At 67.6% G+C, this 23,898-nt stretch carries 27 protein-coding genes; 18 read left to right on the plus strand and 9 right to left on the minus strand.

Going from position 1 to position 23,898, the window contains the following annotated elements; genetic code table 11:
- Positions 1-5 precede the first annotated feature (5 nt).
- Together ACSQ9A_RS18855 and ACSQ9A_RS18860 are read left to right on the plus strand one after the other, a co-directional pair.
- Positions 6-1,298, plus strand: a complete 1,293-nt coding sequence (locus tag ACSQ9A_RS18855; protein ID WP_093103188.1) for a YeaH/YhbH family protein — start codon at positions 6-8, stop codon at positions 1,296-1,298.
- Positions 1,184-2,812 (plus strand): SpoVR family protein, encoded by a 1,629-nt coding sequence (locus ACSQ9A_RS18860; RefSeq protein ID WP_436306324.1) that lies wholly within the window; start codon positions 1,184-1,186, stop codon positions 2,810-2,812. The genes ACSQ9A_RS18855 and ACSQ9A_RS18860 overlap by 115 nt, the downstream gene beginning before the upstream one ends.
- Here the strand turns inward: ACSQ9A_RS18860 and ACSQ9A_RS18865 are convergent.
- Positions 2,805-3,446 (minus strand): DNA-3-methyladenine glycosylase I, encoded by a 642-nt coding sequence (locus ACSQ9A_RS18865; RefSeq protein ID WP_436304728.1) that lies wholly within the window; start codon positions 3,444-3,446, stop codon positions 2,805-2,807. The genes ACSQ9A_RS18860 and ACSQ9A_RS18865 overlap by 8 nt on opposite strands.
- A gap of 6 nt (positions 3,447-3,452) precedes the next feature.
- Positions 3,453-3,908 carry a type II 3-dehydroquinate dehydratase gene (aroQ, locus tag ACSQ9A_RS18870; RefSeq protein WP_436291038.1) on the minus strand — a complete coding sequence of 152 codons (456 nt, stop codon included), beginning with the start codon at positions 3,906-3,908 and terminating at the stop codon, positions 3,453-3,455.
- 52 nt (positions 3,909-3,960) lie between these two features.
- Here aroQ and ACSQ9A_RS18875 point away from each other — a divergent pair, with 52 nt between their 5' ends.
- The 7 genes from ACSQ9A_RS18875 to ACSQ9A_RS18905 are packed head-to-tail and all read left to right on the plus strand — an operon-like array spanning position 3,961 to position 9,667.
- Entirely contained in the window at positions 3,961-4,935 is a 975-nt protein-coding gene (locus ACSQ9A_RS18875; protein WP_436304729.1) for an aldo/keto reductase, read from the plus strand.
- Positions 4,936-4,947: 12 nt separating this feature from the next.
- Entirely contained in the window at positions 4,948-5,784 is an 837-nt protein-coding gene (locus ACSQ9A_RS18880) for an amidohydrolase family protein (protein ID WP_436306325.1), read from the plus strand.
- Between the two features lie 45 nt (positions 5,785-5,829).
- Positions 5,830-6,939, plus strand: coding sequence for an S-(hydroxymethyl)glutathione dehydrogenase/class III alcohol dehydrogenase (locus ACSQ9A_RS18885; protein ID WP_093103180.1), 1,110 nt, complete (start codon positions 5,830-5,832; stop codon positions 6,937-6,939).
- A complete protein-coding gene (locus ACSQ9A_RS18890) occupies positions 6,932-7,852 on the plus strand; it encodes an alpha/beta fold hydrolase (protein WP_436291035.1) in 921 nt (306 codons plus the stop codon). The genes ACSQ9A_RS18885 and ACSQ9A_RS18890 overlap by 8 nt, the downstream gene beginning before the upstream one ends.
- Positions 7,849-8,712 (plus strand): S-formylglutathione hydrolase, encoded by an 864-nt coding sequence (gene fghA, locus ACSQ9A_RS18895; protein WP_436304730.1) that lies wholly within the window; start codon positions 7,849-7,851, stop codon positions 8,710-8,712. The genes ACSQ9A_RS18890 and fghA overlap by 4 nt, the downstream gene beginning before the upstream one ends.
- Positions 8,709-9,059, plus strand: a complete 351-nt coding sequence (locus ACSQ9A_RS18900; RefSeq protein ID WP_093103176.1) for a TfoX/Sxy family protein — start codon at positions 8,709-8,711, stop codon at positions 9,057-9,059. Before fghA ends, ACSQ9A_RS18900 begins: the two co-directional genes overlap by 4 nt.
- On the plus strand, positions 9,056-9,667 hold the full coding sequence (locus tag ACSQ9A_RS18905; protein WP_436291032.1) for a 3'-5' exonuclease: 612 nt from the start codon (positions 9,056-9,058) through the stop codon (positions 9,665-9,667). Before ACSQ9A_RS18900 ends, ACSQ9A_RS18905 begins: the two co-directional genes overlap by 4 nt.
- Here ACSQ9A_RS18905 and ACSQ9A_RS18910 read toward each other — a convergent pair.
- From ACSQ9A_RS18910 to ACSQ9A_RS18920, 3 genes are all read right to left on the minus strand, one after another.
- The gene (locus ACSQ9A_RS18910; protein WP_436304731.1) at positions 9,631-10,164 is read right to left on the minus strand and encodes a gluconokinase; all 534 of its coding nucleotides are present in this window, start codon (positions 10,162-10,164) and stop codon (positions 9,631-9,633) included. The two genes, ACSQ9A_RS18905 and ACSQ9A_RS18910, sit on opposite strands and share 37 nt — an antisense overlap.
- Before the next feature lie 9 nt (positions 10,165-10,173).
- Positions 10,174-11,262 carry a PA0069 family radical SAM protein gene (locus ACSQ9A_RS18915; protein ID WP_093103171.1) on the minus strand — a complete coding sequence of 363 codons (1,089 nt, stop codon included), beginning with the start codon at positions 11,260-11,262 and terminating at the stop codon, positions 10,174-10,176.
- An 88-nt stretch (positions 11,263-11,350) separates the two neighbouring features.
- On the minus strand, positions 11,351-12,349 hold the full coding sequence (locus tag ACSQ9A_RS18920; RefSeq protein WP_436304732.1) for an IS1595 family transposase: 999 nt from the start codon (positions 12,347-12,349) through the stop codon (positions 11,351-11,353).
- A gap of 144 nt (positions 12,350-12,493) precedes the next feature.
- Between ACSQ9A_RS18920 and ACSQ9A_RS18925 the strand changes: the two genes are divergently transcribed.
- The 4 genes from ACSQ9A_RS18925 to ACSQ9A_RS18940 all read left to right on the plus strand — a co-directional run bounded on the left by ACSQ9A_RS18925 (position 12,494) and on the right by ACSQ9A_RS18940 (position 16,029).
- Positions 12,494-13,072 carry a GbsR/MarR family transcriptional regulator gene (locus tag ACSQ9A_RS18925; RefSeq protein WP_436291030.1) on the plus strand — a complete coding sequence of 193 codons (579 nt, stop codon included), beginning with the start codon at positions 12,494-12,496 and terminating at the stop codon, positions 13,070-13,072.
- 68 nt (positions 13,073-13,140) lie between these two features.
- On the plus strand, positions 13,141-14,052 hold the full coding sequence (locus ACSQ9A_RS18930; protein ID WP_436304733.1) for an NAD-dependent epimerase/dehydratase family protein: 912 nt from the start codon (positions 13,141-13,143) through the stop codon (positions 14,050-14,052).
- Positions 14,053-14,074: 22 nt separating this feature from the next.
- Positions 14,075-15,013 carry an SAM-dependent methyltransferase gene (locus tag ACSQ9A_RS18935; RefSeq protein WP_436304734.1) on the plus strand — a complete coding sequence of 313 codons (939 nt, stop codon included), beginning with the start codon at positions 14,075-14,077 and terminating at the stop codon, positions 15,011-15,013.
- Positions 15,010-16,029 carry an SRPBCC domain-containing protein gene (locus tag ACSQ9A_RS18940; protein ID WP_436291027.1) on the plus strand — a complete coding sequence of 340 codons (1,020 nt, stop codon included), beginning with the start codon at positions 15,010-15,012 and terminating at the stop codon, positions 16,027-16,029. Before ACSQ9A_RS18935 ends, ACSQ9A_RS18940 begins: the two co-directional genes overlap by 4 nt.
- Positions 16,030-16,035: 6 nt before the next feature.
- On the opposite strand, the gene ACSQ9A_RS18945 is transcribed toward ACSQ9A_RS18940, so the two are convergent.
- The gene (locus ACSQ9A_RS18945) at positions 16,036-16,698 is read right to left on the minus strand and encodes a glutathione S-transferase (protein WP_436304735.1); all 663 of its coding nucleotides are present in this window, start codon (positions 16,696-16,698) and stop codon (positions 16,036-16,038) included.
- A gap of 122 nt (positions 16,699-16,820) precedes the next feature.
- On the opposite strand from ACSQ9A_RS18945, the gene ACSQ9A_RS18950 reads away from it, so the two are divergent.
- The 3 genes from ACSQ9A_RS18950 to ACSQ9A_RS18960 are packed head-to-tail and all read left to right on the plus strand — an operon-like array spanning position 16,821 to position 20,141.
- Positions 16,821-18,038, plus strand: a complete 1,218-nt coding sequence (locus ACSQ9A_RS18950) for a polyhydroxyalkanoate depolymerase (protein ID WP_436304736.1) — start codon at positions 16,821-16,823, stop codon at positions 18,036-18,038.
- 34 nt (positions 18,039-18,072) lie between these two features.
- Positions 18,073-19,155, plus strand: a complete 1,083-nt coding sequence (locus ACSQ9A_RS18955) for an adenosine deaminase family protein (protein ID WP_436304737.1) — start codon at positions 18,073-18,075, stop codon at positions 19,153-19,155.
- Between the two features lie 2 nt (positions 19,156-19,157).
- Positions 19,158-20,141 (plus strand): Bug family tripartite tricarboxylate transporter substrate binding protein, encoded by a 984-nt coding sequence (locus ACSQ9A_RS18960; protein WP_436304738.1) that lies wholly within the window; start codon positions 19,158-19,160, stop codon positions 20,139-20,141.
- 4 nt (positions 20,142-20,145) lie between these two features.
- On the opposite strand, the gene ACSQ9A_RS18965 is transcribed toward ACSQ9A_RS18960, so the two are convergent.
- Positions 20,146-20,595: a CBS domain-containing protein gene (locus ACSQ9A_RS18965; RefSeq protein ID WP_093103159.1), complete on the minus strand. Its 450-nt coding sequence runs from the start codon at positions 20,593-20,595 to the stop codon at positions 20,146-20,148.
- Between the two features lie 138 nt (positions 20,596-20,733).
- Here ACSQ9A_RS18965 and ACSQ9A_RS18970 point away from each other — a divergent pair, with 138 nt between their 5' ends.
- Both ACSQ9A_RS18970 and ACSQ9A_RS18975 read left to right on the plus strand, forming a co-directional pair.
- Positions 20,734-22,044 carry an O-acetylhomoserine aminocarboxypropyltransferase gene (locus tag ACSQ9A_RS18970; protein WP_093103158.1) on the plus strand — a complete coding sequence of 437 codons (1,311 nt, stop codon included), beginning with the start codon at positions 20,734-20,736 and terminating at the stop codon, positions 22,042-22,044.
- Positions 22,044-22,856 (plus strand): alpha/beta fold hydrolase, encoded by an 813-nt coding sequence (locus tag ACSQ9A_RS18975; protein ID WP_436304739.1) that lies wholly within the window; start codon positions 22,044-22,046, stop codon positions 22,854-22,856. Before ACSQ9A_RS18970 ends, ACSQ9A_RS18975 begins: the two co-directional genes overlap by 1 nt.
- On the opposite strand, the gene ACSQ9A_RS18980 is transcribed toward ACSQ9A_RS18975, so the two are convergent.
- Entirely contained in the window at positions 22,840-23,502 is a 663-nt protein-coding gene (locus tag ACSQ9A_RS18980; RefSeq protein ID WP_436304740.1) for an NAD-dependent epimerase/dehydratase family protein, read from the minus strand. The genes ACSQ9A_RS18975 and ACSQ9A_RS18980 overlap by 17 nt on opposite strands.
- Positions 23,503-23,506: 4 nt before the next feature.
- A complete protein-coding gene (locus ACSQ9A_RS18985; RefSeq protein ID WP_436304741.1) occupies positions 23,507-23,890 on the minus strand; it encodes a thioredoxin family protein in 384 nt (127 codons plus the stop codon).
- Positions 23,891-23,898: the final 8 nt, after the last annotated feature.

Here is a 23,898-nt window from a genome sequence, read left to right on the forward strand (position 1 = left end):
CTGCCGTGGCCATGCTGCAGCAGATCATCGACCGCCGTCTGTCGGGGAAGAACAAGTCCATCGGCAACCGCGAGCGTTTCCTGCGGCGTTATCGCGAGCAGATCGGCGAAGCCGTGCGGCGCGCCGTCAGCGGCCGCAGCATTCGCGATCTCGAGCAGGGCGAGGACATCACCTTGCCCAAGCGCGATGTCTCCGAGCCAGTGTTCGGCCATGGCCAGGGCGGCGACCGCGAGTACGTGCATCCCGGCAATCGCGAGTACGTCAAGGGCGACCGCATCGAGCGGCCGCAGCAGGGCGGCGGCGGCGCGGGCAGCGGCTCGCAGGCCGGCGATGGCGAAGGCGGCGAAGACGACTTCGTCTTCCGCCTCACCAAGGAAGAGTTCATGCGGGTCTTCTTCGAGGACCTCGCCCTGCCCCACCTGATCCGCACCCAGCTGGCCGAGGTGCCGGAATGGAAGACCCACCGCGCCGGCTTCACCAGCGACGGCATGCCCACCAACCTGCACGTCGTGCGCTCCATGCGCGGCGCGCTGGCGCGGCGCATCGCGCTCGGCGGCGCCCCGCGGCGCGAGATCCGCGAACTCGAGGCGCACCTGCTGCACCTCAAGCGCAGCCCGCGCGCGGCGGATGCGCTGGTGCAGCGCGAGATCCGCGAAACCGAAGCCCTGCTCGAGGAGCTTCGCGCCAAGGCCAAGCACGTGCCCTACCTGGACCCGATCGACCTGCGCTACCGCAACCGCGTCAGGGTGCCGGTGCCCTCGGCCAAGGCGGTGATGTTCTGCCTGATGGACGTGTCGGGCTCGATGGACGAAGCGCGCAAGGACATGTCGAAGCGCTTCTTCATGCTGCTGTACCTGTTCCTGACCCGGCACTACGAGAAGATCGAACTGGTGTTCATCCGCCACCACACCCAGGCCAGCGAGGTGAGCGAAGAGGAGTTCTTCCATGCCACCGAAACCGGCGGCACCGTGGTTTCCAGCGCGCTGACGCTGATGCACGAGATCGTCCGCGCGCGGTTCCCGAGCAACGAATGGAACATCTACGGCGCCCAGGCCAGCGACGGCGACAACTGGCACCAGGACAGCGGCCGCTGCCGCGAGCTGCTGACCGATCATCTGCTGCCGCTGGTGCGCTACTACGCCTACGTGCAGGTCGCCGACGCCGAGCAGAACATGTGGGAGGAATACAGCCAGCTGGTCGAAACCCACAAGAACTTCGCGATGCGCAAGGTGGCCGATGCGCAGGACATCTACCCGGTGTTCCGCGACCTGTTCAAGAAAGAGGGGGTGCCGGCGTGAACGCAAAGAAACGAGAGCCCCTGCCCAGCCCCTCGGACTGGACCTTCGAACTGATCGAGCGCTACCACGGCGAGATCGCCCGCGTGGCGCGCGGTTACAAGCTCGACACCTACGCCAACCAGCTCGAGATCATCACGGCCGAGCAGATGATGGACGCCTACGCCTCGGTGGGCATGCCGGTCATCTACCGCCACTGGTCCTACGGCAAGCAGTTCATCTCGACCGAAAAGAACTACCGTCGCGGCCACATGGGCCTGGCCTATGAAATCGTCATCAACTCCGACCCCTGCATCGCCTACCTGATGGAAGAGAACACCATGGCGATGCAGGCCCTGGTGATCGCCCATGCCGCCTACGGCCACAACAGCTTCTTCAAGGGCAACTACCTCTTCAAGATGTGGACGGACGCCTCGTCCATCATCGACTACCTGGTCTACGCCAGGAACTACATCAGCGAATGCGAGGAGCGCCATGGCGTGGCGGCCGTCGAAGACCTGCTCGACTCCTGCCACGCGCTGATGAACCATGGCGTGGACCGCTATCGCCGCCCGCAGAAACTGTCGCTGAACCAGGAACAGGTGCGCCGCGAGGAACGCGAGCACCATCTCCAGCAGCAGGTCAACGACCTCTGGCGCACCCTGCCCCGGAAAAGCGGGCGCAGCGCCGAGGACGAAGAGGCCGCCAAGCGCTTTCCGTCCGAGCCACAGGAGAACCTGCTCTATTTCATCGAGAAAAATGCACCATTGTTGGACCCCTGGCAACGCGAAGTGGTGCGTATCGTGCGCAAAATCGGGCAGTACTTCTATCCGCAGCGCCAGACGCAGGTCATGAACGAGGGCTGGGCCACCTTCTGGCACTACACCCTGCTCAATACGCTGTACGACGAAGGCCTTTTGGCCGACGGTTTCATGATGGAGTGGCTGCAGTCGCACACCAATGTGGTGTTTCAGCCGCCGGTCGGCCACCGCGCCTACAGCGGCATCAATCCCTATGCGCTGGGTTTTGCGATGTACACCGACCTGCGGCGCATTTGCGAAAACCCGACCGAGGAAGACAAGCGCTGGTTCCCCGACATGGCCGGCTCGCCGTGGCTGACATCGCTGGATTACGCCATGCGCAATTTCAAGGACGAGAGCTTCGTCGGCCAATTCCTTTCGCCCAAATTGATGCGCGACTTCCGCTTTTTCGCGATCCGCGACAAGGAGGGCGAGCCCGAGCTCGAGGTGTCGGCCATCCACGACGACAGCGGCTACCGCCAGCTGCGCGAATCGCTGTCGCGCCAGTACGACCTCAACCACCGCGAGCCCAACATCCAGGTCTGGAGCGTCAACCTGCGCGGCGACCGCGCGCTCACGCTGCGCCACACGCAGCACAACGACCGCCCGCTGCACGACGATGCGCAGGAGGTGCTCAAGCATGTCGCCCGCCTCTGGGGCTTCGACGTGCATCTCGAGAGCGTCGACAGCCAGGGCCGGGTGAACCACCGGAAAGTGGCCGGCCCGCAAGCTACCTAGGGCGCGGCATCCGAAGCTTCGCGCGCGCCGCCAGCGCCAGTTCGCGCGCGTGGCAATCCTCGACGTGGTCGTTGACCAGCCCCATGGCCTGCATGAAGGCGTAGACCGTCGTCGGGCCGACGAAGCTCCAGCCCCTCTTCTTCAGGTCCTTCGACATCGCCACCGATTCGGGCGACGTGCTCATGGCCTGCAAGGCTTTCTGCGTGATGCGGCGCGGCCGCGATGCCGGGTCGGGCTCGAAGCCCCATGCGTAGGCCGCCAGCGAACCGAATTCCTCGCGCAGCTCCAGCACGCGTTGCGCGTTGTTGATGGCCGACTCGATCTTGCCGCGGTGCCGCACGATGCCTGCATCCCCGAGCAGCCGTTCCACATCCTTGGGGCCGAAGCGCGCGACGCGCTCGGCATCGAACTCGGCGAAGCCGCGCCGGAAGGCTTCGCGCTTGTTGAGGATGGTGAGCCAGCTCAGCCCGGCCTGGAAACCCTCGAGGCACAGCTTCTCGAACAACCGCCGGTCGTCCGTGACCGGGAAGCCCCATTCCTTGTCGTGGTAGTGCTGGTAGGCCGGCGTGGATTCGCACCAGCGGCAGCGCAGCGTGCCGTCGGCGCCGGCGAAAAGCCCCGGAGACACTGGCATCGGCGACTACGCCGCTTCGCTCACGCGCACCAGCGCTTCGATCGCGAGCGGATAGCCCTTGACGCCGAAGCCGACGATGATGCCGCGCGCCGCCGGCGAGATGTAGGAATGGTGGCGAAATTCCTCGCGCGCATGCACGTTCGAGATGTGCAGCTCGACCAGCGGCACGCTCGCGCCCTTGATCGCATCGTGCAGCGCGATCGAGGTGTGGGTGTAGGCGCCGGGATTCATCACCACGCCGAACATGCGGCCGGCGGCAACCTCTCGGCCGGCCTCGTGGATCCAGTCGATCAGCTGGCCTTCGTGGTTCGATTGGCGGCACTCGATCTCGACGCCGAGCTTCGCGCCCGCCTCCTGGCACATGCGCTCGACGTCGGCCAGGGTTTCGTAGCCGTACTGCGCGGGCTCGCGCGTTCCGAGCAGGTTGAGATTGGGACCGTTGAGGACGAGGATCTTTTTCATGGCCCGTTTGTAGCAGGTGTTCGCCAGGGCAGCTACCGCCGAGAATGCAGGCGTGAACGACACCCTTTTCGAACGACTCGCCGGCCCGCTGCGCCTGGGTCTGGGCGGCGCGCCGCTGGGCAATCTCTTTGCGCCGCTCGACGACGAAAGCGCCGAGCGCACCATCGAGGAAGCCTGGCGACAGGGCCTGCGCTACTTCGACACCGCCCCGCTCTACGGCCACGGCCTCAGCGAACAGCGCCTGGGCCGCGTGCTCGGGAAGCAGCCGCGCGACAGCTTCGCACTGTCGACCAAGGTCGGCCGCCTGCTGCGTCCCGACCCGGCCGCGCCCGAGGAGCGCGACGGCTATGTGCAAGGCCTCCCGTTCGCGCCGCACTTCGACTACAGCTTCGACGGCGCGATGCGATCGATCGAAGAGAGCCTGGAGCGCCTGGGCCTGGCGCGCATCGACATCGCCTTCATCCACGACATCGACCGCCACACCCATGGCGAGCAGCAGCCCGAGCGCTTTCGCGAAGCGATGACAGGCGCCTACCGCGCGCTCGACCGCCTGCGCGCCGAAGGCGTGCTCGGCGCGATCGGCATCGGCGTCAACGAGTGGGAGGTGTGCCGCGATGCGATGGCCGCGGGCGACTTCGATTGCATGATGCTGGCCGGCCGCTACACCCTGCTCGATGCTTCGGCCGCGCGCGAATTGGTTCCGCTGTGCGTCGCGCGCAAGGTCCGCCTGATCCTGGCTGGTGTCTTCAACTCCGGCATCCTCGCGAGCGGCAGCACGTCCAATGCGCACTTCGACTACCGGCCTGCGCCACCCGCCGTGCGCGAGCACGTCGAGCGCCTCGCCGGCATCTGCGCAGGCTTCGGCGTTGCGCTGCCGGCCGCGGCGCTGCAGTTCGCGCTGGCCTGCCCTTGCGCGGCCGCCGTGGTGGTCGGTGCGCGCAGCCCCGCGGAGATCACGCAGAGCGTGGCGCACAGCCAGGTGCCCATTCCCGCGGCACTGTGGGACGCGCTGGCCAGGGAACACTGAGCCATGGCGGCGATCCGCATCGACGCCCACCAGCATTACTGGTCGCTCGCGCATCGTGACTACGGCTGGCTGCAGGACACGCCGGCGCTGCACGCGCTCTATCGCGACTTCTCGCCCGAAGACCTCGCACCGCTCCTGGACCGCGCGGGCATCGACGGCACGGTGCTGATCCAGGCCGCGCCGAGCGAGGCAGAAACTTGGCGGCTGCTGGCTCTGGCCGCACAACCCGCCAGCCGGGTGCGCGCGGTCGTCGGCTGGACCGATCTGGACGCGGCCGACGCGCCGCAGCGCATCCGCCGCCTCGCGCAGGAGCCGCTCTTCAAGGGATTGCGCCCCATGCTGCAGGACATCGCCGATCCGAACTGGATCCTCGGCGCGCAGTTGCAGCCTGCCATCGAGACCATGACCGAGCTGGATCTCAGCCTGGACTTCCTGATCAAGCCGCAGCAGCTCGACGCCGCACTGGCTTTCGCGCTGCAGCACCCGAATTTGCGCATGGTCATCGACCACGCCGCCAAGCCCGACATCGCTGGTGGAGCCTTCGAGCCCTGGGCCACGCAGATCGCGCGTTTCGGCAAGCAGACGCAGGTGTGCTGCAAGCTCTCGGGCCTCGCCACGGAGGCGGGGCCGGGCTGGGACGCAGACGCGTTGCGTCCCTATGTCGATCACCTGCTGGCCTGCTTCGGTCCCTCGCGCCTGATGTGGGGAAGCGACTGGCCCGTGCTCGAGCTGGCAGGCGACTACCTGCAATGGGAGGCCGTGTCCAGGGAATTGCTCAAAGCCCTCCCGCCATCCGAACAAGAGCAGGTATGGGGCACGAACGCGGCGGGCTTCTATGGCATAAAGTGACGCGCGGGGACCGTCCTCCGCGCCTCTCCACTTCCTGCTCTCCCCATGAAAACCAAAGCCGCCGTCGCCTGGAAATCCGCCGCTCCTCTGTCCATCGAAACCGTCGACCTCGAAGGTCCGAAGTTCGGCGAGGTGCTGGTCGAGATCAAGGCCACCGGCATCTGCCACACCGACTACTACACGCTCTCGGGCGCCGATCCCGAAGGCATCTTCCCGGCCATCCTCGGCCACGAAGGCGCGGGCATCGTGGTCGACGTCGGCCCCGGCGTCACGACGCTCAAGAAAGGCGATCACGTCATTCCGCTCTACACGCCCGAATGCCGCCAGTGCAAGTTCTGCCTCTCGCGCAAGACCAACCTGTGCCAGCTGATCCGCGGCACCCAGGGCAAGGGCCTGATGCCCGACGCCACCAGCCGCTTCAGCCTGGACGGCAAGCCCATCTTCCACTACATGGGCACCAGCACCTTCAGCAACTACACGGTCGCGCCCGAGATCTCGCTGGCCAAGATCCGTGAGGATGCGCCCTTCGACAAGGTCTGCTACATCGGCTGCGGCGTCACCACCGGCATCGGCGCCGTGATCTTCACCGCCAAGGTGGAAGCCGGCGCCAACGTGGTGGTGTTCGGCCTCGGCGGCATCGGGCTCAACGTGATCCAGGGCGCGAAGATGGTGGGCGCCGACAAGATCATCGGCGTCGACCTGAACCCTGCCCGCGAGGCGATGGCGCGCAAGTTCGGCATGACGCACTTCATCAACCCCAAGGACACCGAGAACGTGGTCGATGCTGTTCAGCAGCTCACCGACGGCGGCGCCGACTACAGCTTCGAGTGCATCGGCAACACGAAGGTGATGCGCCAGGCGCTCGAATGCACGCACAAGGGCTGGGGCCGCAGCATCATCATCGGCGTGGCCGAGGCCGGCGCCGAGATCAGCACGCGACCCTTCCAGCTGGTCACCGGCCGCAAGTGGGAAGGCTCGGCCTTCGGCGGCGCGCGCGGGCGTACCGACGTGCCGAAGATCGTCGACTGGTACATGGAGAACAAGATCAACATCGACGACCTGATCACCCACACCATGCCGCTGGAGGACATCAACAAGGGCTTCGACCTGATGAAGCGCGGCGAGTCGATCCGGGGCGTGGTGCTCTATGAATGAAAACGCTTTGGGCAGCCTGCGCCGCGTGCAGGCCGGCGTGCTCAAGGTCGCCTTCCACGAAAGCGGTCCGGCCGATGGCCCGCCGGTGCTGCTGCTGCACGGCTTTCCCTACGACGTGCAGTCCTACGTCGAGGTGGCGCCGCAGCTCGCGGCCGAGGGCTGCCGCGTCGTCGTGCCCTACCTGCGCGGCTTCGGCCCGACCCAGTTCGCCGACGCGGGCACGCCGCGATCGGGCGAGCAGGCCGCGATCGGCGCCGACGTGCGGGACCTGCTCGATGCGCTGGCCATCCCGCGCGCGGTGCTCGCGGGATACGACTGGGGCGGAACCGCGGCCTGCGTGGCCGCGGCGCTGTGGCCCGAGCGCTGCACGGGCCTGATCTCGGTCAACAGCTACAAGATCCAGAACATCGCGGCGGCGCGGCAGCCCATCTCGCCGGAAAACGAGGCGCGGTACTGGTACCAGTATTACTTCCACGCCGAGCGCGGCCGCGCCGGCCTGGCGCAGAACCGGCGCGCGCTGTGCAAGCTGCTGTGGCGCATGTGGTCGCCGATCTGGCAGTTCGACGACGCGACCTACGAGCGCAGCGCGGCGGCCTTCGACAACCCCGATTTCGTCGACATCGTGATCCACTCCTACCGCCACCGCCATGGCCTGGCGGCCGGCGACCCGGCGTACGCGGCCCTGGAGGCCCGCCTCGCAGAGCAGCCGGACATCAGCGTGCCGAGCATCACCTTCGACGGCACCGACGACGGCGTGATGCCGGTCGGCGGCACGGCCGACCACGGCCACCATTTCATCGGCCGGCACGAGCACCGCGTCGTGCAGGGCGCCGGCCACAACCTGCCGCAGGAAAAACCGCAGGCCTTCGTCGATGCCGTGCGCGATCTCGTGCATGGCAACATCGGCCGATGACCGACAGCCTGAAGACCCTCTCCGAACACCGCTGCTTCGGCGGCATGCAAAGCTTTCACGAGCACGCCTCGCGCGAAATCGGGCTGCCGATGCGCTTCTCGGTGTTCCTGCCTCCGCAAGCGGAACAGGGCCCGGTGCCGGCCCTGATGTACCTCGCGGGCCTGACCTGCAACGAGGAGACCTTCATGGTCAAGGCCGGCGCGCAGCGCATGGCCGCCGAGCTGGGCCTGGCGTTGATCGCGCCCGACACCAGCCCGCGCGGCGCCGCCGTCGAGAGCCTGCCCGGCGCGAGTGCGAGCTGGGACTTCGGCATCGGCGCCGGCTTCTACCTCGACGCCACCGAGGCGCCATGGGCGCAGCACTGGCGCATGGAAAGCTACCTGGTCCATGAACTGCTGCCGCTGATCGCGCAAGCCCTGCCGATCGACGGGCAGCGCATCGGCCTCTTCGGCCACTCGATGGGCGGCCATGGCGCGTTCACCCTGGCGCTGCGGCATCCGGGTCGCTTCAAGTCGCTCTCGGCCCTTGCGCCGATCTGCGCGCCGACGCAGTGCCCGTGGGGCGAGAAGGCTTTCGGCGGCTACCTCGGCGCCGAGCGCAGCGCCTGGCTCGCCCACGATGCCTGCGCGCTGATGCAGTCGCAGACCGCACCGCCCTACCCGGCCGGCATCCTGGTCGACCAGGGCCTGGCCGACAAATTCCTGGCAGAACAGCTGCATCCGCACCTGTTCGAGGCCGCCTGTCGCGCAGCGGGCCAGCCGCTCCAACTGCGCCGACACGCCGGCTACGACCATGGCTACTACTTCATCCAGAGCTTCATGGCGGACCACCTGCGCCACCATGCCGGGGCATTGACTTGAGCGAGTTCGTCCGGAGTCTGCACGAGGTCTTCGAGCGCTTCGGCCGCATCGAAGCCAGGCGCATGTTCGGCGGCCACGGCATCTACCACGAGGGGCGCATGTTCGCGCTGGTGGCGCGCGACACGCTCTACCTCAAGGCCGACCCGCAAAGCGTCGCGCATTTCGACCGGCTGCGATTGCCGGCTTTCGAATACACGAGGAACGGGAAGACCATGCAGACGTCCTACCGGGAAGCGCCGGCCGAGGTGTTCGACGACCGCGACGAGGCCGCGCTGTGGGCCCGGCGCGCCTGGGAAGCCGCCTTGCGATCCGGCACCGCGCCAAAGAAACGATCGAAAGCACCATGACCGGAATGCCGCCCCCGCTGCCCGAACGCGAGCAGATCGCGCTGCTCGAAGTCTTCGAAGGCCTGGGCCTGCAGCAGATCCACGTGGTCGACACGACGCAAAAGGCCGAACAGGCCGTCGCGGCGCTGCGAGCCAGCGGCGTGGTCGGCTTCGATACCGAATCCAAGCCAACCTTCGCGAAGTTCGAGGTCTCGGGCGGCCCGCACGTGCTGCAGTTCGCGACGCGCGATGCGGCCTGGCTCTTCCAGCTGCACCGCAGCGAGTTCCACGAGGTCCTGGCCGGGCTGCTCGCCTCGACCGAACTGACCAAGGTCGGCTTCGGCCTCTCTTCCGACCTGAGCCTGATCCGGCAGCGCTTCGGCATCGAGCCGCAGGCCGTCTTCGATCTGGACACCGAGTTCCGCCGCCGCGGCTACCGAAAGTCGGTCGGCGTGAAGACGGCCGTGGCGCTGGTGTTCGACCGCCGCTTCGTGAAGTCGCGCAAGGCCACCACCTCGAACTGGGCCCACAAGCAGCTGACCGATGCGCAGCTGCGCTACGCGGCCAACGATGCCTACGCGGCGATCCGCGTTTACGAGGCGCTGGGGCTCACGCCGCCGGCGCGCTGATCCTGCTGCAGCCAGGCCCGGACCTGCTCCACGAGCCGGTCCAGCGGCGCCGACGCATCGACGGCCAGTACCCCCGGCTCCCCGACCGGCGATTCGAGGGTCGCGAACTGATTGGCGACCAGGCTGGCCGGGAACATGTGCTCCGCCGCGCGCGCCGCGACACGGCGTTCGGCCTCCTCGCGTGACAGATCCATGAACACGAAGCGCAGCCCCGGGGCCGCGGCGCGCAGCCGCTCGCGGTAGTCGCGCTTGAGCGCCGAGCAGGTCAGCACCGCACCCTGCCGGTGGCCGGCGAGTTCCCGACCCAGCGTGGCCAGCCAGCCGGTGCGGTCGGCATCGGCGAGCGCAATGCCGGCGCGCATCTTCTCGACATTGGCCGGCGGATGAAAGTCATCGCCCTCGATCAGCGGCAATGTGAACTCGGCGGCCAGCGCCGCACCCAGGCTCGACTTGCCGCAGCCCGAGACCCCCATGACAACGATCCAGAAACGATCCATGCATCGACTTTAGAACAGACTGCCCTGTCCCGCTTCGCCGGGCGGCCGAAACGCGCTGAGATCGAGCGCGATGCGCTCGCGGTTGAAGCCGATGCGCCGGGTCGCCTTCTCGAAGCGCTGGCGGATCAGGTCGGCCCACAGGCCGCTGCCCACCATGCGCGTGGCAAAGTCGGCGTCGTAATCCCTGCCGCCGCGCATCTCGTGGATGCGCGCCATGATGCGGCCCGCACGCTGCGGGTAGTGCAGCTCCAGCCACTGCTTGAACAGCGGCGCCACCTCCCAGGGCAGCCGGATCACCGTGTAGAAGGCGCTGCGCGCACCGGCCTCCCACGCGGCTTCGAGCACCTGCTCCATGTCCTCGGTGACGAAGGGAATCTGCGGTGCCACGCTCACACCCACCGGCACGCCGGCCTCGGCCAGCGTGCGCACGGTGCGCAGCCGCCGGTGCGGCGCCGCGGCGCGCGGCTCCAGCTTGCGCGCGAGTTCGCCGTCGAGCGAGGTGATGGTCACGTACACCGCCGCCAGATGCTCGGCCGCCATCGGCGCGATCAAGTCGAGGTCGCGCTCGACCGCGCTCGACTTGGTGACCAGCCCGAAGGGATGGCGCGTTTCCTTCAAGAGCTCGATCACCGAACGCGTGAGCCGCAGCTCGCGCTCGATCGGCTGGTAGCAATCGGTGGCGGTGCCGATCGCGATGTGGCTGGGCCGGTAGCTCTTGCGGCCGAGCTCGGCGCGCAGCACCTCGACGATGTTGCGCTTGGCGATCAGCTTGGTCTCGAAGTCCAGGCCAGGCGACAGGTTCAGGTAGCTGTGCGTGGGCCGTGCGAAGCAGTAGATGCAGCCGTGCTCGCAGCCGCGATACGGATTGATCGACCGATCGAAGTAGATGTCTGGCGAATCGTTCTCGCACAACACCGACTTCACGTCTTCGAAACGCACCTCTGTTTGAAGCGGCGGCAGCGGCTCGGCCGCGCCTTCTTCGAGCGTGCCCCAGCCGTCGTCGTAGGCATCGCGCACGTCGCGCTCGAAGCGGTGCGGCAGGCGGGTGGCCGCGCCTCGGCCCTTGAGGGCATGGACGGGAATGAAAACATCGGCCATGGTGAAATGCCTCTTGGAAACTGTATGAACATATGGGGTATCCATTTAGCTCCAGCGCCCAGAGATATATGGATGCCCATCCAGTAATCTACGCCACTTCCGCCGATTTGGGGATGTTGTCCACGACACCGCGATAGGTCAGTGGATCTGTGACGACGGCCTGCTCGAGCAGCCGGTAGAACAGCAGCCCTTGCGAGCGCGAGGCCCGGCGATTGAAGCGAAAGACGAATTCGTCGAGATAGGCGTCCAGGTGCGCCGGCTGCACGGCGCCCTGGTGCGTGCCCAGCACCCAGCGCTTGACCAGTGCGGCCACGCGGTGAACGCCGACCATGGAGACGTGCGCGGGAACGTCGGAGCCCAGATGGACAGTGCGCTGGTGCACATAGCCCAGATCCGCGAGATCGCGGTAGGCGGACGAGCCGTCGGTGCGCACCTGTGAGCCAGGCTCGATGTTGGCCAGCACGAAGGGGATGACCTGCTCGGTCGAGTCGTTCTGGATGCGCTCGAGCCGCAGCCGGCCGAAGCCCTTGGGCTCGTGCAGCTCCACGGCGATGACTACAAGTGTCTGGTGCGTCTGGCTTTTTCGACCCTTGCCCCGCCCGCGGGCGACAGGCTGCTCGCGATCGCTGAGGGCCAGATACGTCTCGTCGACCTCCACGATTCCGCTGAGCCGTTCGCGCTCGGGCCGCACCATCGCCCGGCGCAGGCGGTGCAGCATCGCCCAGGCCGTCTGGTAGCTGCCCAGGCCGAGCACGCGCTGCAGTCCGAGCGCGCTGACGCCATGCTTCTGGTTGGTGACGTACCAGGCGGCGGCCAGCCACACCCGCAGCGGCGTGCGGGTCTTCTCGAAGATGGTGCCCGCGGTCACCGTGCTCTGGGTCGAGCAGCTTCGGCACATCAGCCGTGCGCGGCTGGAGCGATAGGGCTCAGCGGCCACCCCGCAGCGCGGACACACGAAACCTTGCGGCCAGCGCAGCCGCTCCAGGTAGCCAAGACAGGCCTCTTCGGTGGCGAACCAGTCCAGGAACTGGTTCCAGTTGACCGGGTAGTCTTCTCCCGCCTTGGGGACTAATATATGGATATCCATCCAGTAATCCTAGTCAAACTGGAGCTAAATGGATACCCCCTATGAACATACAGTATTCCACCAATTGGCCAGCGCTGCATCAGACTTTCATTTCTTTATTGACAGAAATTTCGAAAACCATAAACTCGATTGCAAGGCCACACCATGCAACTGACCGAAATCCAACGCAAATTCGTGCTTCACTGGGGCGAGATGGGCTCCCTGTGGGGTGTCAATCGCACCGTGTCGCAGATCCACGCCCTGCTCTTCGCCCATGGCAAGCCGCTGCATGCCGAGGAGCTTTCCGAAACGCTCAACGTGGCCCGCTCCAACGTGAGCAACAGCTTGAAGGAACTGCAGGCCTGGAACCTGGTGCGCGTGACCCACGTACTGGGCGACCGTCGCGACTACTTCGAGACCAGCGTCGACGTGTGGGAGCTGTTCCGCACCGTGGTGCGCGAGCGCAAGGAGCGCGAGTTCGACCCCACCGTGCGGGTGCTGCGCGAGATCATCGCCAGCCCCGACTTCGGCAAGGAGCCGGCCGACGCGCAGGACCGCATCCGCTCCACCATGGAACTCATGGCCAAGCTGGGCACCTGGGCCGACGAGATGCTGCGGCTGTCGCCCGGCACCCTCGACAAGGTGCTGACGCTGGGCGCAAGCGTGCAGAAGTTCGTGCGCGGCGATGCGAACCGCGGCAAGGACGATCCTGACGCGCACCATGCCAGCCTGCCCATGCTCTGACATTTTTTTGCGTGTTTATTTCTGTTTTGACTGAAGCATCGAGAAGAACTCAGACCCGGAGTAGCGCCATGACCACTTCATCGAACATCCTCGTCTGCGGTGCCAACGGTTTCATCGGCAGCCGCATCGCCGCCGCGGTGCTGAAGGCGGGACACCAGGTGACCTGCGGCAGCGCAACGCGCCTGCGCACCGACCTGCCCCACCTGCCGATCGACTACTCGCGCGACACCGATGCCGCGACCTGGCTGCCGCGCCTGGCGGGCTTCGACACGGTGATCAACGCCGTCGGCGTGCTGCGCGACAGCGCGCGCCGGCCGATGCAGGCGGTGCACACCGACACGCCGGCCGCGCTCTTCCAAGCCTGCGCGCAGGCCGGCGTGCGCCGCATCGTCCAGATCTCGGCGCTGGGCATCGGCCGCAACGACAAGGACAACCCGACCCAGTACGCGCGCACCAAGCGCGCCGCCGAAGCTGTACTGCAAGCCCTGCCCGCCGGCGGCCCCTCGTGGATCGCGCTGCGGCCCTCGGTCGTGCTCGGCCAGGGCGGCGATGCGACCAAGCTGTTCCACACGCTGGCCGCACTGCCTGTGCTGGCGATGCCCGCCCCCGCGCTCGCTGCCAAGTTGCAGCCGGTCTATGTCGAGGATCTCGCACGTGCCGTGGCGGTGCTGGCCGACCCGGCCTCGCCCTCCCGCGGCGTGGTGGAGTTCGGCGGGGCACGCGCGATGACGCTGGCCGAGCTGATCGCCACCTTGCGCAGCGCGCGGCGCGGCGGTGCGCCGAAGCCGGCCCGCGTGCTGCGCCTGCCTGCATGGGTGGGCGTGCTGAGTTCGCGCGCCGGCGACTTCGTACCCGGCGTGCCGTGGTGCACCGACACCCGCGTGATGCTCGAGCTCGACAACGTCGCGAGCAATGCGCCGCTGCGCGGCTGGCTGGGCACCGAGCCGCGCGACCTGCGCGATTTCGCCGACACCTTGTGAATCAACTTCAGGAAAGCACTTCATGAGCGACACCCTCCCGCAACGCATCGCGCTGCCGGCACCTGCCGCGCCCTCGCATGCCCCCGTGACGCCGAGCGACACGCAGGACTACTTCACCGAGGTCGCCGACGACTACCGCGCTTGGAGCCCGGGCTACAACATGCACTTCGGCTTCTGGCGCGCAGGGCTGAATCCGTTGCGGCGCGAGGGCATGCTGGTCGAGATGAACCGCGCCGTGGGCCGCGCGCTGCAGCTCGACGCCGCACGGCCGGCCTGCGTGGTCGACCTCGGTTGCGGTGCCGGCGCCACCGCGCGCACGCTGGCCATGGAGCACCCCAAGCTCTATGCGGTGACCGTGACCAACGTGGCGGTGCAGAACACGATCGCGGCCCGGCTCGATGCCGGCGCCGGCGTGGCCGACCGCGTAGCGCACGTCGAGGCCGACTACACCCGCACCGGGCTGCCCACCGCGCAGGCCGACGGCGCCTGGGCGGTCGAGAGCGCCTGCTATGCGAGCGGCGCCACCAAGGCCGACTTCGTCGCCGAAGCCGCGCGCCTGCTCAAGCCCGGCGCGCGGCTGGTGGTGATCGACGGTTTCCTGCTGCGCCGCCAGCCCGGCCGCATCGCCGGCTGGCTGCACCGGCTCTGGGCCGACAGCTGGGCCGTGCCCACGCTGGCCACGCGCGACGACTTCGCCGCAACGCTCCAGAGCCACGGCTTCGCGCAAGTCGAAGTGAAGTCGCTGCGCTGGCGCGTGGCACCGAGCGCGCTGCACATTCCTGTGCTCGCCACGCGCTTCACGCTGGCCGAGCTCTGGAAGGCGCGCGGCCGCCTCTCGCCCTGGCGCCGCAAGCACATCGTCGCCAGCTATTGCGCCCTCGCGCTGGGCCTGTTCTGGCGCGACTTCGACTACTGCATGGTGACCGCCGTGCGCGACGCGAGCGAGGCGGGCCGCGCATGAGCGAGGAGGCAGATCCGGCGCACCAGCGAAGCACTCACCACGTCGCCGCACCGCCGGCGGTCGAGCTGCCCTTCCATTGGCTCCTGCCGCTGTTCGGGGGCGCGGCCGCGGCCCTGGTCATGCGCCTGGCCTTCAGCGGCTCGCCGGGCCAACGCTACTCGGCCATGCTCGGCAGCTTCATCTATCTGGCACCGGTGCTCTGCGGCGCGGTCACGGTTTATCTCGCCGAGCGCAGCCGCCGGCGCAGCTTCTGGTACTACCTCTGGGCGCCGTGGTGCGCCACGGCGCTGTTCGTGGGCGGCACGCTGATGATCTACATCGAGGGCCTGATCTGCGCCATCGTCATCGTGCCGCTGTTCGCGCTCATGGGCAGCCTGGGCGGCCTGATGATGGGCGTGGTCTGCCGCGTCACCGACTGGCCGCGGCCGACGCTCTACGGCATCGCGGCCTTGCCACTGCTGCTCGGCGCGATCGAGCCCTCGCTGCCCGATCCCCAGCAGCTCTCGAGCACCTCGCGCACGATCTTCATCGCAGCGCCGGCCGAGCGGGTCTGGCAATCGCTCAACGATGCGCGCGACATCCGGCCGGACGAAGTCGGCGATGCCTGGGCCTACCGGATCGGCGTGCCGATGCCCATGGAAGGACGAACCGAGGAAAGCCCCGAAGGCCGGGTACGCAAAGTGCGCTGGCAGAAGGACGTGCACTTCGACGAGCTCATCACCGAATGGGAACCGTCGCGGCGCGTGAAGTGGCGCTACCGCTTCGCGCCCGACTCCTTTCCCGCCGGCGCGCTCGACGACCACGTGGTGATCGGCGGCCACTATTTCGACCTGCGCGATTCGGCCTATACGCTCTCGCCGCGCGATGGCGGCACCGAGCTGCGCATCGACGTGTCCTGGCGCGTCAGCACGCGCTTCAACTGGTATGCGGACCGGGTCGCGCACTTCCTGCTGGGTGATTTCTCCGAGCACATCCTGCGCTTCTACAAGGCGCGCAGCGAAGCGCCTTCCGCGTGATCCTGCTCAGAACTCCGCGTCGAGCTCGTCGATCTCCTCGGGCTCCAGCTTGGCCGCCTCGATCCACTCCTGCATGGCCGGCAGTTCGACGATCCGCTTGCAGTAGGCGGCGCAGGCGCGGTCGAGCGCGACGTCGTAGGTCATGAAGCGGGTGACCACCGGTGCGTACATCGCGTCCGCCATGCCGGGCTCCTTGCCGAACAGGAAGGGGCCGTCGTAGGCCTTGAGGCACTCGCGCCAGATCAGGGCGATGCGATCGATGTCGGTCTGCGCGCGCGACCAGATCTTGAAGTTGGGAAACCTGGCCTTGATGTTCATCGGCAAGGCGCCGCGCATCGAGCCGAAGCCCGAATGCATCTCGCCGCAGATCGCGCGGCAGTGGGCGCGGGCCTTGATGTCGGCCGGCAGCAACCCGGCCTTGGGCTTGATCTCGTTCAGGTATTCGCCGATCGCGAGCGTGTCCCAGACCTTCACACTGCCGTGCTGCAGCGAGGGCACCAGCATCGAGGCCGACAGCAGCAGCATCTCGGCCTTCATGGCCGGGTCGTCGGGCGGGATCACCTTCTCGACGAAGTCCAGCCCCGCCAGCCGGCACATCAGCCAGCCGCGCAGCGCCCATGCGCCGTAGTTCTTGCTGCTGATCGTGAGAACGGGTTTGCTGCTCGCCATGGGGACGCTCCTCGGCTGCCGGGATAGGCCCTGCAGCGTGTGCAAGGCCTGTGCCAGAACAGTGCATGTCGCACCCACCCCGGCGCGCGCCTTGGCCCGCAAATTGCCTGCGAGAGGTATATATGTTGTACAGGGCCTACCAAACCAGCGCCGACCTGCTTTCGCCATCGCGGCTCGCGGCGCAGTACCTCGGCAGTTCCCTGTGGCAGCAGAATTCGCAGCGCAGCGCGGCGCGGCGCATCGCCGCCGCCATGGAGGTCTACTCGCGCATGCGGCTCACCCACACGCGGCCGGCCTATGGCATCCAGAGCGTGACGGTCGACGGCGAAGAAGTGGCCGTGCATGAAGAGGTTGCGCTGGTCGCGCCCTTCGGCACCTTGCTTCACTTCCGCAAGAACACCAGCGCGGTGCATCCGCCGGTGCTGCTGGCCGCACCACTTTCGGGCCATTTCGCGACCCTGCTGCGCGAAACCGTGCGCACCTTGCTGCGGGACCACGACGTCTATTTGACCGATTGGCACAACGCCCGCGACGTGCCGCTCTGGCATGGCGGCTTCGGCCTGGACGACTACACGCTGCAGCTCATCAAGTTTCTCGAGGCCGTCGGACCCGGCGTGCACATGGTTGCGGTCTGCCAGCCCTGCGTGGCGGCGCTGGCGGCCACCGCGCTGATGGCCGAGGACGACAACCCGTCCACGCCGCGCAGCCTCACCTTGATGGCCGGGCCGGTCGATTGCCGCATCAACCCGACGGCCGTCAACAAGCTTGCGAACGAGCGCCCGATCGGCTGGTTCGAACGCAACCTGATCAGCCGCGTGCCCTGGCCGCATGCAGGCATGATGCGGCGCGTCTACCCCGGCTTCCTGCAGCTCACCGCCTTCATGAGCATGAACCCGGAGCGCCACAAGCAGCAGTTCCAGAAGCTTTTCGAGTACCTGGTCGAAGGAGAAACCGAGAAGGCCGCCACCATCCGCGATTTCTACGACGAGTACCTGGCGGTGAACGACCTGCCGGCCGAGTTCTACCTGGAGACGGTGGAGCGCGTGTTCCAGACCTACGACCTGCCGCGCGGCGTGCTCACCGTGGGAGAGCGCAAGGTCAACCCCGCTGCCATCCGCCGCACCGCACTGCTGACCGTCGAAGGCGAGCGCGACGACATCTGCGCGGTCGGCCAGACGGTGGCGGCGCAAGACCTCTGCACCGGCGTGCGCCCCTACCTCAAGACCCACCACCTGCAGGCGGGCGTGGGGCACTACGGCGTCTTCAGCGGCAGCAAGTGGAATGCGCAGATCTATCCGCGGGTGCGCGAGGCGATCCACACGGCTGCCGAGGTGCACTGACTCCACTGGCTGGTGCTGGTCTAGACTGGCCCGGATGACGCCCGCGCCCGCCTCCCCGCTCGATGCCTTCCTGCATGCGATCCCGAAGCTCGAGCTGCATTGCCACCTGTTCGGCACAGTGCGGCACGACAGCTTCGCGGCGCTCAATCGCCGCGCCGGGCGGCCGCTGGCCGATGAAGAGATCGAAGGCTTCTACACGCGCGGCGAGAAGCCGGTCGGCGTGCTTCGCGTGCTGCGCGCGCTCGATGCGCGGCTGGTGCGCGTGCCCGACGACCTGCACCGGCTCACCTTCGAATACCTCGAGGACGCGGCGGCCCACAACGTGCGCTACGCCGAGTTCTTCTGGAACCCGACCGGCACGGTGCGCGACTCCGGCATCGCCTACCGCAGCGCGCAAGAGGCCATCGTGCGCGCCATCCATGACGCAAAAGACGAGTTCGGCATCACCGGCCGGCTGATCGCGGCCATCGACCGCGAGGCCAGCCCCGAGGCTGCTGTCGAGATGGTCGGCTGGGTCACGGCCAACCTCTGCGAGGAGGTGATCGGTATCGGCATCGACTACCGCGAGGTCGACCGGCCACCCGAACTCTTTCAGCAGGCCTACCGCGACGCGCGGCGCGCCGGCCTCAAGACGACCGCGCACGCGGGCGAGTTCGGCATGCCGTGGACCAACGTGCGCACCGCGCTCGACGTGTTGCAGGTCGACCGCATCGACCACGGCTACACGGTGGTCGACCAGCCCGAGTTCGCACGCGAGTGCGCCGAGCGCGGCGTGCTCTTCACCGTGGTGCCGACCAACTCCTACTACCTGCGCACGCTGCCGCCCGAGCGCTGGGCGCTGGACCATCCGATCCGCCGCATGCCCGGCCTGGGCCTGCGCATCCATCCCAACACCGACGACCCCACGCTGCACAAGGTCACGCCCACGCAAGCCTGGGGAATGATGGTGCGCGACTTCGGCTTCGGCCTCGACGATCTGCGCGGCTTCATGCACAACGGGCTCGACGGCGCGTGGATCGACGACACGACGCGCCGCGAATGGCGCGTGCAATGGAGCGCCGAATTCGATGCGCTGCGCGCACAGCTGCCGCAAGACCAGATCACTTCCGAAGACTGACCATGCCTAGACCCAAGCCCCTGCTCCTCGCCTCGATGCTCCTGGCCGCGCTGCCCGGCGCGGCATTCGCCCAAGCGCCCGCATGGCCCGCCGCCAAGCCGATCACGCTGATCGTTCCCTACTCTGCCGGCGGCAGCGTGGACTTCAATGCGCGCCTGGTCGCCACCAAGCTAGGCGAACGGCTCAAGCAGTCGGTCGTGATCGAGAACGTAACCGGCGCCGGCGGCGCCATCGGCGTAGCCAAGGCCGCCAACGCGGCGCCCGACGGCTACACGCTGGTGGCGGGGCCGGACAGCGCGATCGCGATCGGCAAGCTCATCAACCCCGCCGCCTTCAAGTTCGACCCGCTGAAGGACCTGGCGCCGGTCGGCATGCTCAACACCGCGCCGATGGTGCTGGTCGCGCGGCCGGGCCTGCCGGCGCAGAGCTACGCCGACTTCGTCAAGCTCGCCAAGGCCGCGCCGGGCAAGTACAACTACGCGACCTCGGGCGTAGGCACGGTGCTGCAGCTCGCGATGGAGCTGCTCAAGGAAAGGAGCGGCATCTACGTGACCCATGTGCCCTATCGCGGCGGCGCGCAGATCGCCACCGACGTGATCGGCAACCAGATCGACCTGGCCATGCTGGTCAGCACCAGCGCGATCCCGCATGTGAACGGCGGCCGCCTGAAGGCGCTGGGCGTGACCGGCAACAAGCGTCTCGACGCGCTGCCCAACGTGCCGGCCTTCGACGAGATGCCGGGCCTCAAGGGCTATTCAATGCTGAGCTGGACCGGCATCTTCGCGCCGGCCAACACGCCGCCGGCGATCGTCACCCGCCTCAACCAAGAGCTCAATGCGGTGTTGAAGGACCCCGAGGTGCGCACCAAGCTGACGGAGCAAGGCGCGCTACCGGGCAGCGGTTCGGCTGAAGAACTCGGCAAGTTCGTACACGCCGAGTACGCGCGCAATCAAAAGATCGTGCAGGCGGCGAACATCAAGGAGTGAGGGTCTACGAGGACTCGTCTTCCGCCGGCCAGTCGCGGATGTAGGCTTTGAGCATCTTGTTCTCGAAGTTCTGGCTGTCGACCACGGCCTTGGCGACGTCGTAGAAGCTGATCACGCCCATCAGCATGCGCTTGTCCATCACCGGCATATAGCGCGCATGGCGCTCGAGCATGATGCGGCGGATTTCGTCGAGGTCGGTTTCGGCCGTGCAGGTGACGGGATGGTCGTCCATCGCCTTGCGCACCAGCGTGCCGCCGACCTGGCCGCCGTTGCCGACGATGGCGACGATGACTTCGCGGAAGGTGAGCATGCCCACCAGGTCGCCATGCTCCATGACCACCAGCGAGCCGATGTCCTTGTCGGCCATGGTGTTGACCGCATCGGACAGGGGTTCGTCGGGCGTGACGGTGTAGAGCGTGTTGCCCTTCACGCGCAGGATGTCGCTGACTTTCATCGTGGTGCTCCTCACTTGCTCGGCGGCGTGCCGATTTGAATATAGCCCACAATGGCCGCCCGTCCACAGGCCCATGTCGGCGTCGCAGGCATTGCGCGCGCCACGGGGCATTGCAGAAACGACCATCGAAAGGCTCCCATGCCCGGCTATTCCGACCCCGGCTTCGATACGCTGGCACTGCACGCCGGCGCCGCACCCGACCCCGCCACCGGCGCACGCGCGGTGCCGATCCACCTCACCACCTCCTTCGTCTTCGAGTCGAGCGACCACGCGGCCGCGCTCTTCAACCTCGAACGCGCGGGCCATGTCTACTCGCGCATAAGCAACCCGACCAACGCGGTGCTCGAACAGCGCGTGGCCGCGCTCGAAGGCGGCATCGGTGCGATCGCGACCGCCAGCGGCCAGGCCGCGCTGCACCTCTCGATCGCGACGCTGATGGGCGCAGGCTCGCACATCGTGGCGAGCACCGCGCTCTACGGCGGCTCGCAAAACCTTTTGCACTACACGCTGCGGCGCTTCGGCATCCAGACCACCTTCGTGAAGCCGGGCGACCTCGACGGCTGGCGCGCCGCGATCCGGCCGGAGACCAAGCTGCTGTTCGGCGAGACCGTGGGCAACCCGGGCCTCGACGTGCTCGACATCCCGGCGGTGAGCGAGATCGCGCACGCGGCCGGCGTGCCGCTGCTGGTCGATTCCACGCTGACCTCGCCCTACCTGATCAAGCCCTTCGACTGGGGCGCCGACCTGATCTACCACTCGGCCACCAAGTTCCTCTCGGGCCACGGCACCGTGATCGGCGGCGTGGTGGTCGACGGCGGCAGTTTCGACTGGGAACGCTCGGGCAAGTTCGCCGAGCTGACGCAGGCCTACGACGGCTTCCACAACATGGTCTTCAGCGAGGAAAGCACGGTCGGCGCCTTCCTCTTGCGCGCTCGGCGCGAGGGGCTGCGCGACTTCGGCGCCTCGATGAGCCCGCACACGGCCTGGCTGATCCTGCAGGGCATCGAGACCCTGCCGCTGCGCATGGAACGCCACATCGACAACACGCAGAAGGTGGTCGAGTTCCTGGCGGCGCATCCCTTCGTGGCGCACGTGGGGCATCCGCTGCTCGAAACGCATCCGAGCCATGCGCTGGCGGCCAAGCTGCTGCGCCACGGCGCCAAGGGCGCCGGCGCGGTCTTCAGCTTCGACCTCAAGGGCAACCGCGAGCAGGGCAAGAAGTTCATCGAGGCGCTGAAGCTCTTCAGCCATCTCGCGAACGTGGGCGACTGCCGCAGCCTGGTGATCCATCCGGCGAGTACCACGCATTTCCGCATGACCGACGAGGCGCTGGCCGGCGCAGGCATTTCGCAGGGCACGATCCGTCTGTCGATCGGGCTCGAGGACCCGGCCGACCTGATCGACGATCTCAAGCGTGCCTTGAAGGCCGCAGAAAAGGCAGGCGCGTGATGGATCTGCTCGTCAACGGTCACCGCAGCTACTGCTACACCGGCGGCAAGACTTTCGATGCCGCGAAGCCCAGCGTGGTGTTCATCCATGGCGTGCTCAACGACCACAGCGTGTGGATCCTGCAAAGCCGCTGGTTCGCCAACCACGGCTGGAACGTGCTGGCGATCGACTTGCCCGGGCATTGCAGGAGCGAGGGCCCGCCGCCCGCGAGCGTCGAGGAGGCGGCGCAATTCGTCGTCGCGCTGCTCGATGCGGCCGGCATCGGCAAGGCAGCTCTGGTCGGCCACAGCTTCGGTTCGCTGATCGCGCTCGAAGCGGCTGCGCGCGCGCCGGAGCGGGTCACGCACCTGACGCTGGTCGGCACGGCCTACCCGATGACCGTGTCACCCGCGCTGCTCGACGGTGCACTGAACGATCCGCAGCGCGCGATCGACATGGTCAACACCTTCTCGCATTCGCTGCTGGCGCCGCCACCGTCCTCGCTGGGCCCGGGTACCTGGCTCTACGGCGGTTCGCGCGCGCTGATGCGGCGGGTGCTGGCCAGCAACCGCGACGCCAACGTGTTCCACATCGGCTTCAAGGCCTGCAACGATTATGCGAACGGCGAAGCGGCGATCGCGGCCGTGCAGTGCCCGATCCTGTTCCTGCTCGGCGACGCGGACCAGATGACGCCGGCGCGCGCGACCCGTGCGCTGAGCGCGAAAGCGCCCCGGGCCCAGGTGCTCACCGTCAGGGCCGGCCACCAGCTGATGTCGGAAGCGCCGGACGAGGTGCTGTTCGCGCTGCGGGACTTTCTCAGCGCAGCGCGTTGATGTCCGCGGTTTCGACCAGCGGCGTGGGCGCGCCGCGCCGGGCGACGACCAGCATCGCGCGGCCCACCTGTTCGCTGGTGGTCACGTGGCGCGGCGCCAGACGCTTGATCAGGCCGAAGATCGGGCTGGCCAGCACGTAGATCCAGCGGTAGAGCGCCACCTTGGAACGCACGCCGTGCAAGGGCTGGATGAAGCCGGGGCGGAACATGTAGGCGGCCTTGAAAGGCAGGCGCATCAGTGCGTTCTCGGTCGCGCCCTTGACGCGCGCCCACATGCTGGAGCCGCGCTCGCTGCTGTCGGTGCCGGCGCCGGACACATAGACGAAGGTCATCTGCGGATTGAGCCGCACCAGCACCTTGGCGGCGGCAAGCGTGAGCTCGTAGGTGACGTGCCGATAGGCCTCTTCGCTCATGCCCGCCGACGAGACGCCGAGGCAGAAGAAACAGGCATCGAAGCCCGTGAGCTGTTCCCGGACGGCGCTCAAGTCGAAGAGGTCCGCCACGATCAGTTCGCGCAGCTTCGGATGGGTCTGCCCGGTCGTGCTGCGCCCGACGCTCAGCACCCGCGACACGCCGGCGTCGAGCAGGCATTCGCGCAACACGCCCTGGCCCACCATGCCGGTCGCGCCGAAGAGCAGGACGTTCATGGCGCTAGCCGACGCAGAAGGTATCGGGCTCGCGCGCCAGTGCGCGGAGCAGGGTTGAAACCTCGGCGGCCGACGCGTGCCCCGGCTGCAACGCGCCGAGCATGCGCGCCAGCGTTTCGGCATGCGGCAGCAGCGGGCCGAGGAAGCGGGTGCCAGACTCGCCCGCCACCAGGATGGTCGGGAAGGTCTCGACGTCGAAGTCGTCGGCCAGGTCGGCGTGGTCTTCGATGTCGACCCAGGCAAAGCGGAACTGCGGATGCGCGCGCGCCACCTGCTCGAACAGCGGCCGGTACTCGCGGCAGGCGCCGCACCATTCGGCGCACAGGCAGACCACCCACAGGGCATCGTCGGCCAGGGCCAGCCTCGCGGGAACTGTGGAATCGTTCAAGGTCGAAT

This window comes from Variovorax sp. LjRoot290, assembly GCF_964253985.1.
Classification (GTDB): Bacteria; Pseudomonadota; Gammaproteobacteria; order Burkholderiales; family Burkholderiaceae_C; genus Variovorax.

Excerpts from the sequence above, each read along its gene's own strand:
- ACSQ9A_RS18865 (WP_436304728.1), bottom strand. The coding sequence starts at position 3,446 with ATGCCAGTGTCTCCGGGGCTTTTCGCCGGCGCCGACGGCACGCTGCGC.
- aroQ (WP_436291038.1), bottom strand. The coding sequence starts at position 3,908 with ATGAAAAAGATCCTCGTCCTCAACGGTCCCAATCTCAACCTGCTCGGA.
- ACSQ9A_RS18885 (WP_093103180.1), top strand. The coding sequence starts at position 5,830 with ATGAAAACCAAAGCCGCCGTCGCCTGGAAATCCGCCGCTCCTCTGTCC.
- ACSQ9A_RS18890 (WP_436291035.1), top strand. The coding sequence starts at position 6,932 with ATGAATGAAAACGCTTTGGGCAGCCTGCGCCGCGTGCAGGCCGGCGTG.
- fghA (WP_436304730.1), top strand. The coding sequence starts at position 7,849 with ATGACCGACAGCCTGAAGACCCTCTCCGAACACCGCTGCTTCGGCGGC.
- ACSQ9A_RS18905 (WP_436291032.1), top strand. The coding sequence starts at position 9,056 with ATGACCGGAATGCCGCCCCCGCTGCCCGAACGCGAGCAGATCGCGCTG.
- ACSQ9A_RS18910 (WP_436304731.1), bottom strand. The coding sequence starts at position 10,164 with ATGGATCGTTTCTGGATCGTTGTCATGGGGGTCTCGGGCTGCGGCAAG.
- ACSQ9A_RS18915 (WP_093103171.1), bottom strand. The coding sequence starts at position 11,262 with ATGGCCGATGTTTTCATTCCCGTCCATGCCCTCAAGGGCCGAGGCGCG.
- ACSQ9A_RS18920 (WP_436304732.1), bottom strand. The coding sequence starts at position 12,349 with ATGGATATCCATATATTAGTCCCCAAGGCGGGAGAAGACTACCCGGTC.
- ACSQ9A_RS18925 (WP_436291030.1), top strand. The coding sequence starts at position 12,494 with ATGCAACTGACCGAAATCCAACGCAAATTCGTGCTTCACTGGGGCGAG.
- ACSQ9A_RS18930 (WP_436304733.1), top strand. The coding sequence starts at position 13,141 with ATGACCACTTCATCGAACATCCTCGTCTGCGGTGCCAACGGTTTCATC.
- ACSQ9A_RS18935 (WP_436304734.1), top strand. The coding sequence starts at position 14,075 with ATGAGCGACACCCTCCCGCAACGCATCGCGCTGCCGGCACCTGCCGCG.
- ACSQ9A_RS18940 (WP_436291027.1), top strand. The coding sequence starts at position 15,010 with ATGAGCGAGGAGGCAGATCCGGCGCACCAGCGAAGCACTCACCACGTC.
- ACSQ9A_RS18945 (WP_436304735.1), bottom strand. The coding sequence starts at position 16,698 with ATGGCGAGCAGCAAACCCGTTCTCACGATCAGCAGCAAGAACTACGGC.
- ACSQ9A_RS18950 (WP_436304736.1), top strand. The coding sequence starts at position 16,821 with ATGTTGTACAGGGCCTACCAAACCAGCGCCGACCTGCTTTCGCCATCG.
- ACSQ9A_RS18955 (WP_436304737.1), top strand. The coding sequence starts at position 18,073 with ATGACGCCCGCGCCCGCCTCCCCGCTCGATGCCTTCCTGCATGCGATC.
- ACSQ9A_RS18960 (WP_436304738.1), top strand. The coding sequence starts at position 19,158 with ATGCCTAGACCCAAGCCCCTGCTCCTCGCCTCGATGCTCCTGGCCGCG.
- ACSQ9A_RS18965 (WP_093103159.1), bottom strand. The coding sequence starts at position 20,595 with ATGAAAGTCAGCGACATCCTGCGCGTGAAGGGCAACACGCTCTACACC.
- ACSQ9A_RS18970 (WP_093103158.1), top strand. The coding sequence starts at position 20,734 with ATGCCCGGCTATTCCGACCCCGGCTTCGATACGCTGGCACTGCACGCC.
- ACSQ9A_RS18975 (WP_436304739.1), top strand. The coding sequence starts at position 22,044 with ATGGATCTGCTCGTCAACGGTCACCGCAGCTACTGCTACACCGGCGGC.
- ACSQ9A_RS18980 (WP_436304740.1), bottom strand. The coding sequence starts at position 23,502 with ATGAACGTCCTGCTCTTCGGCGCGACCGGCATGGTGGGCCAGGGCGTG.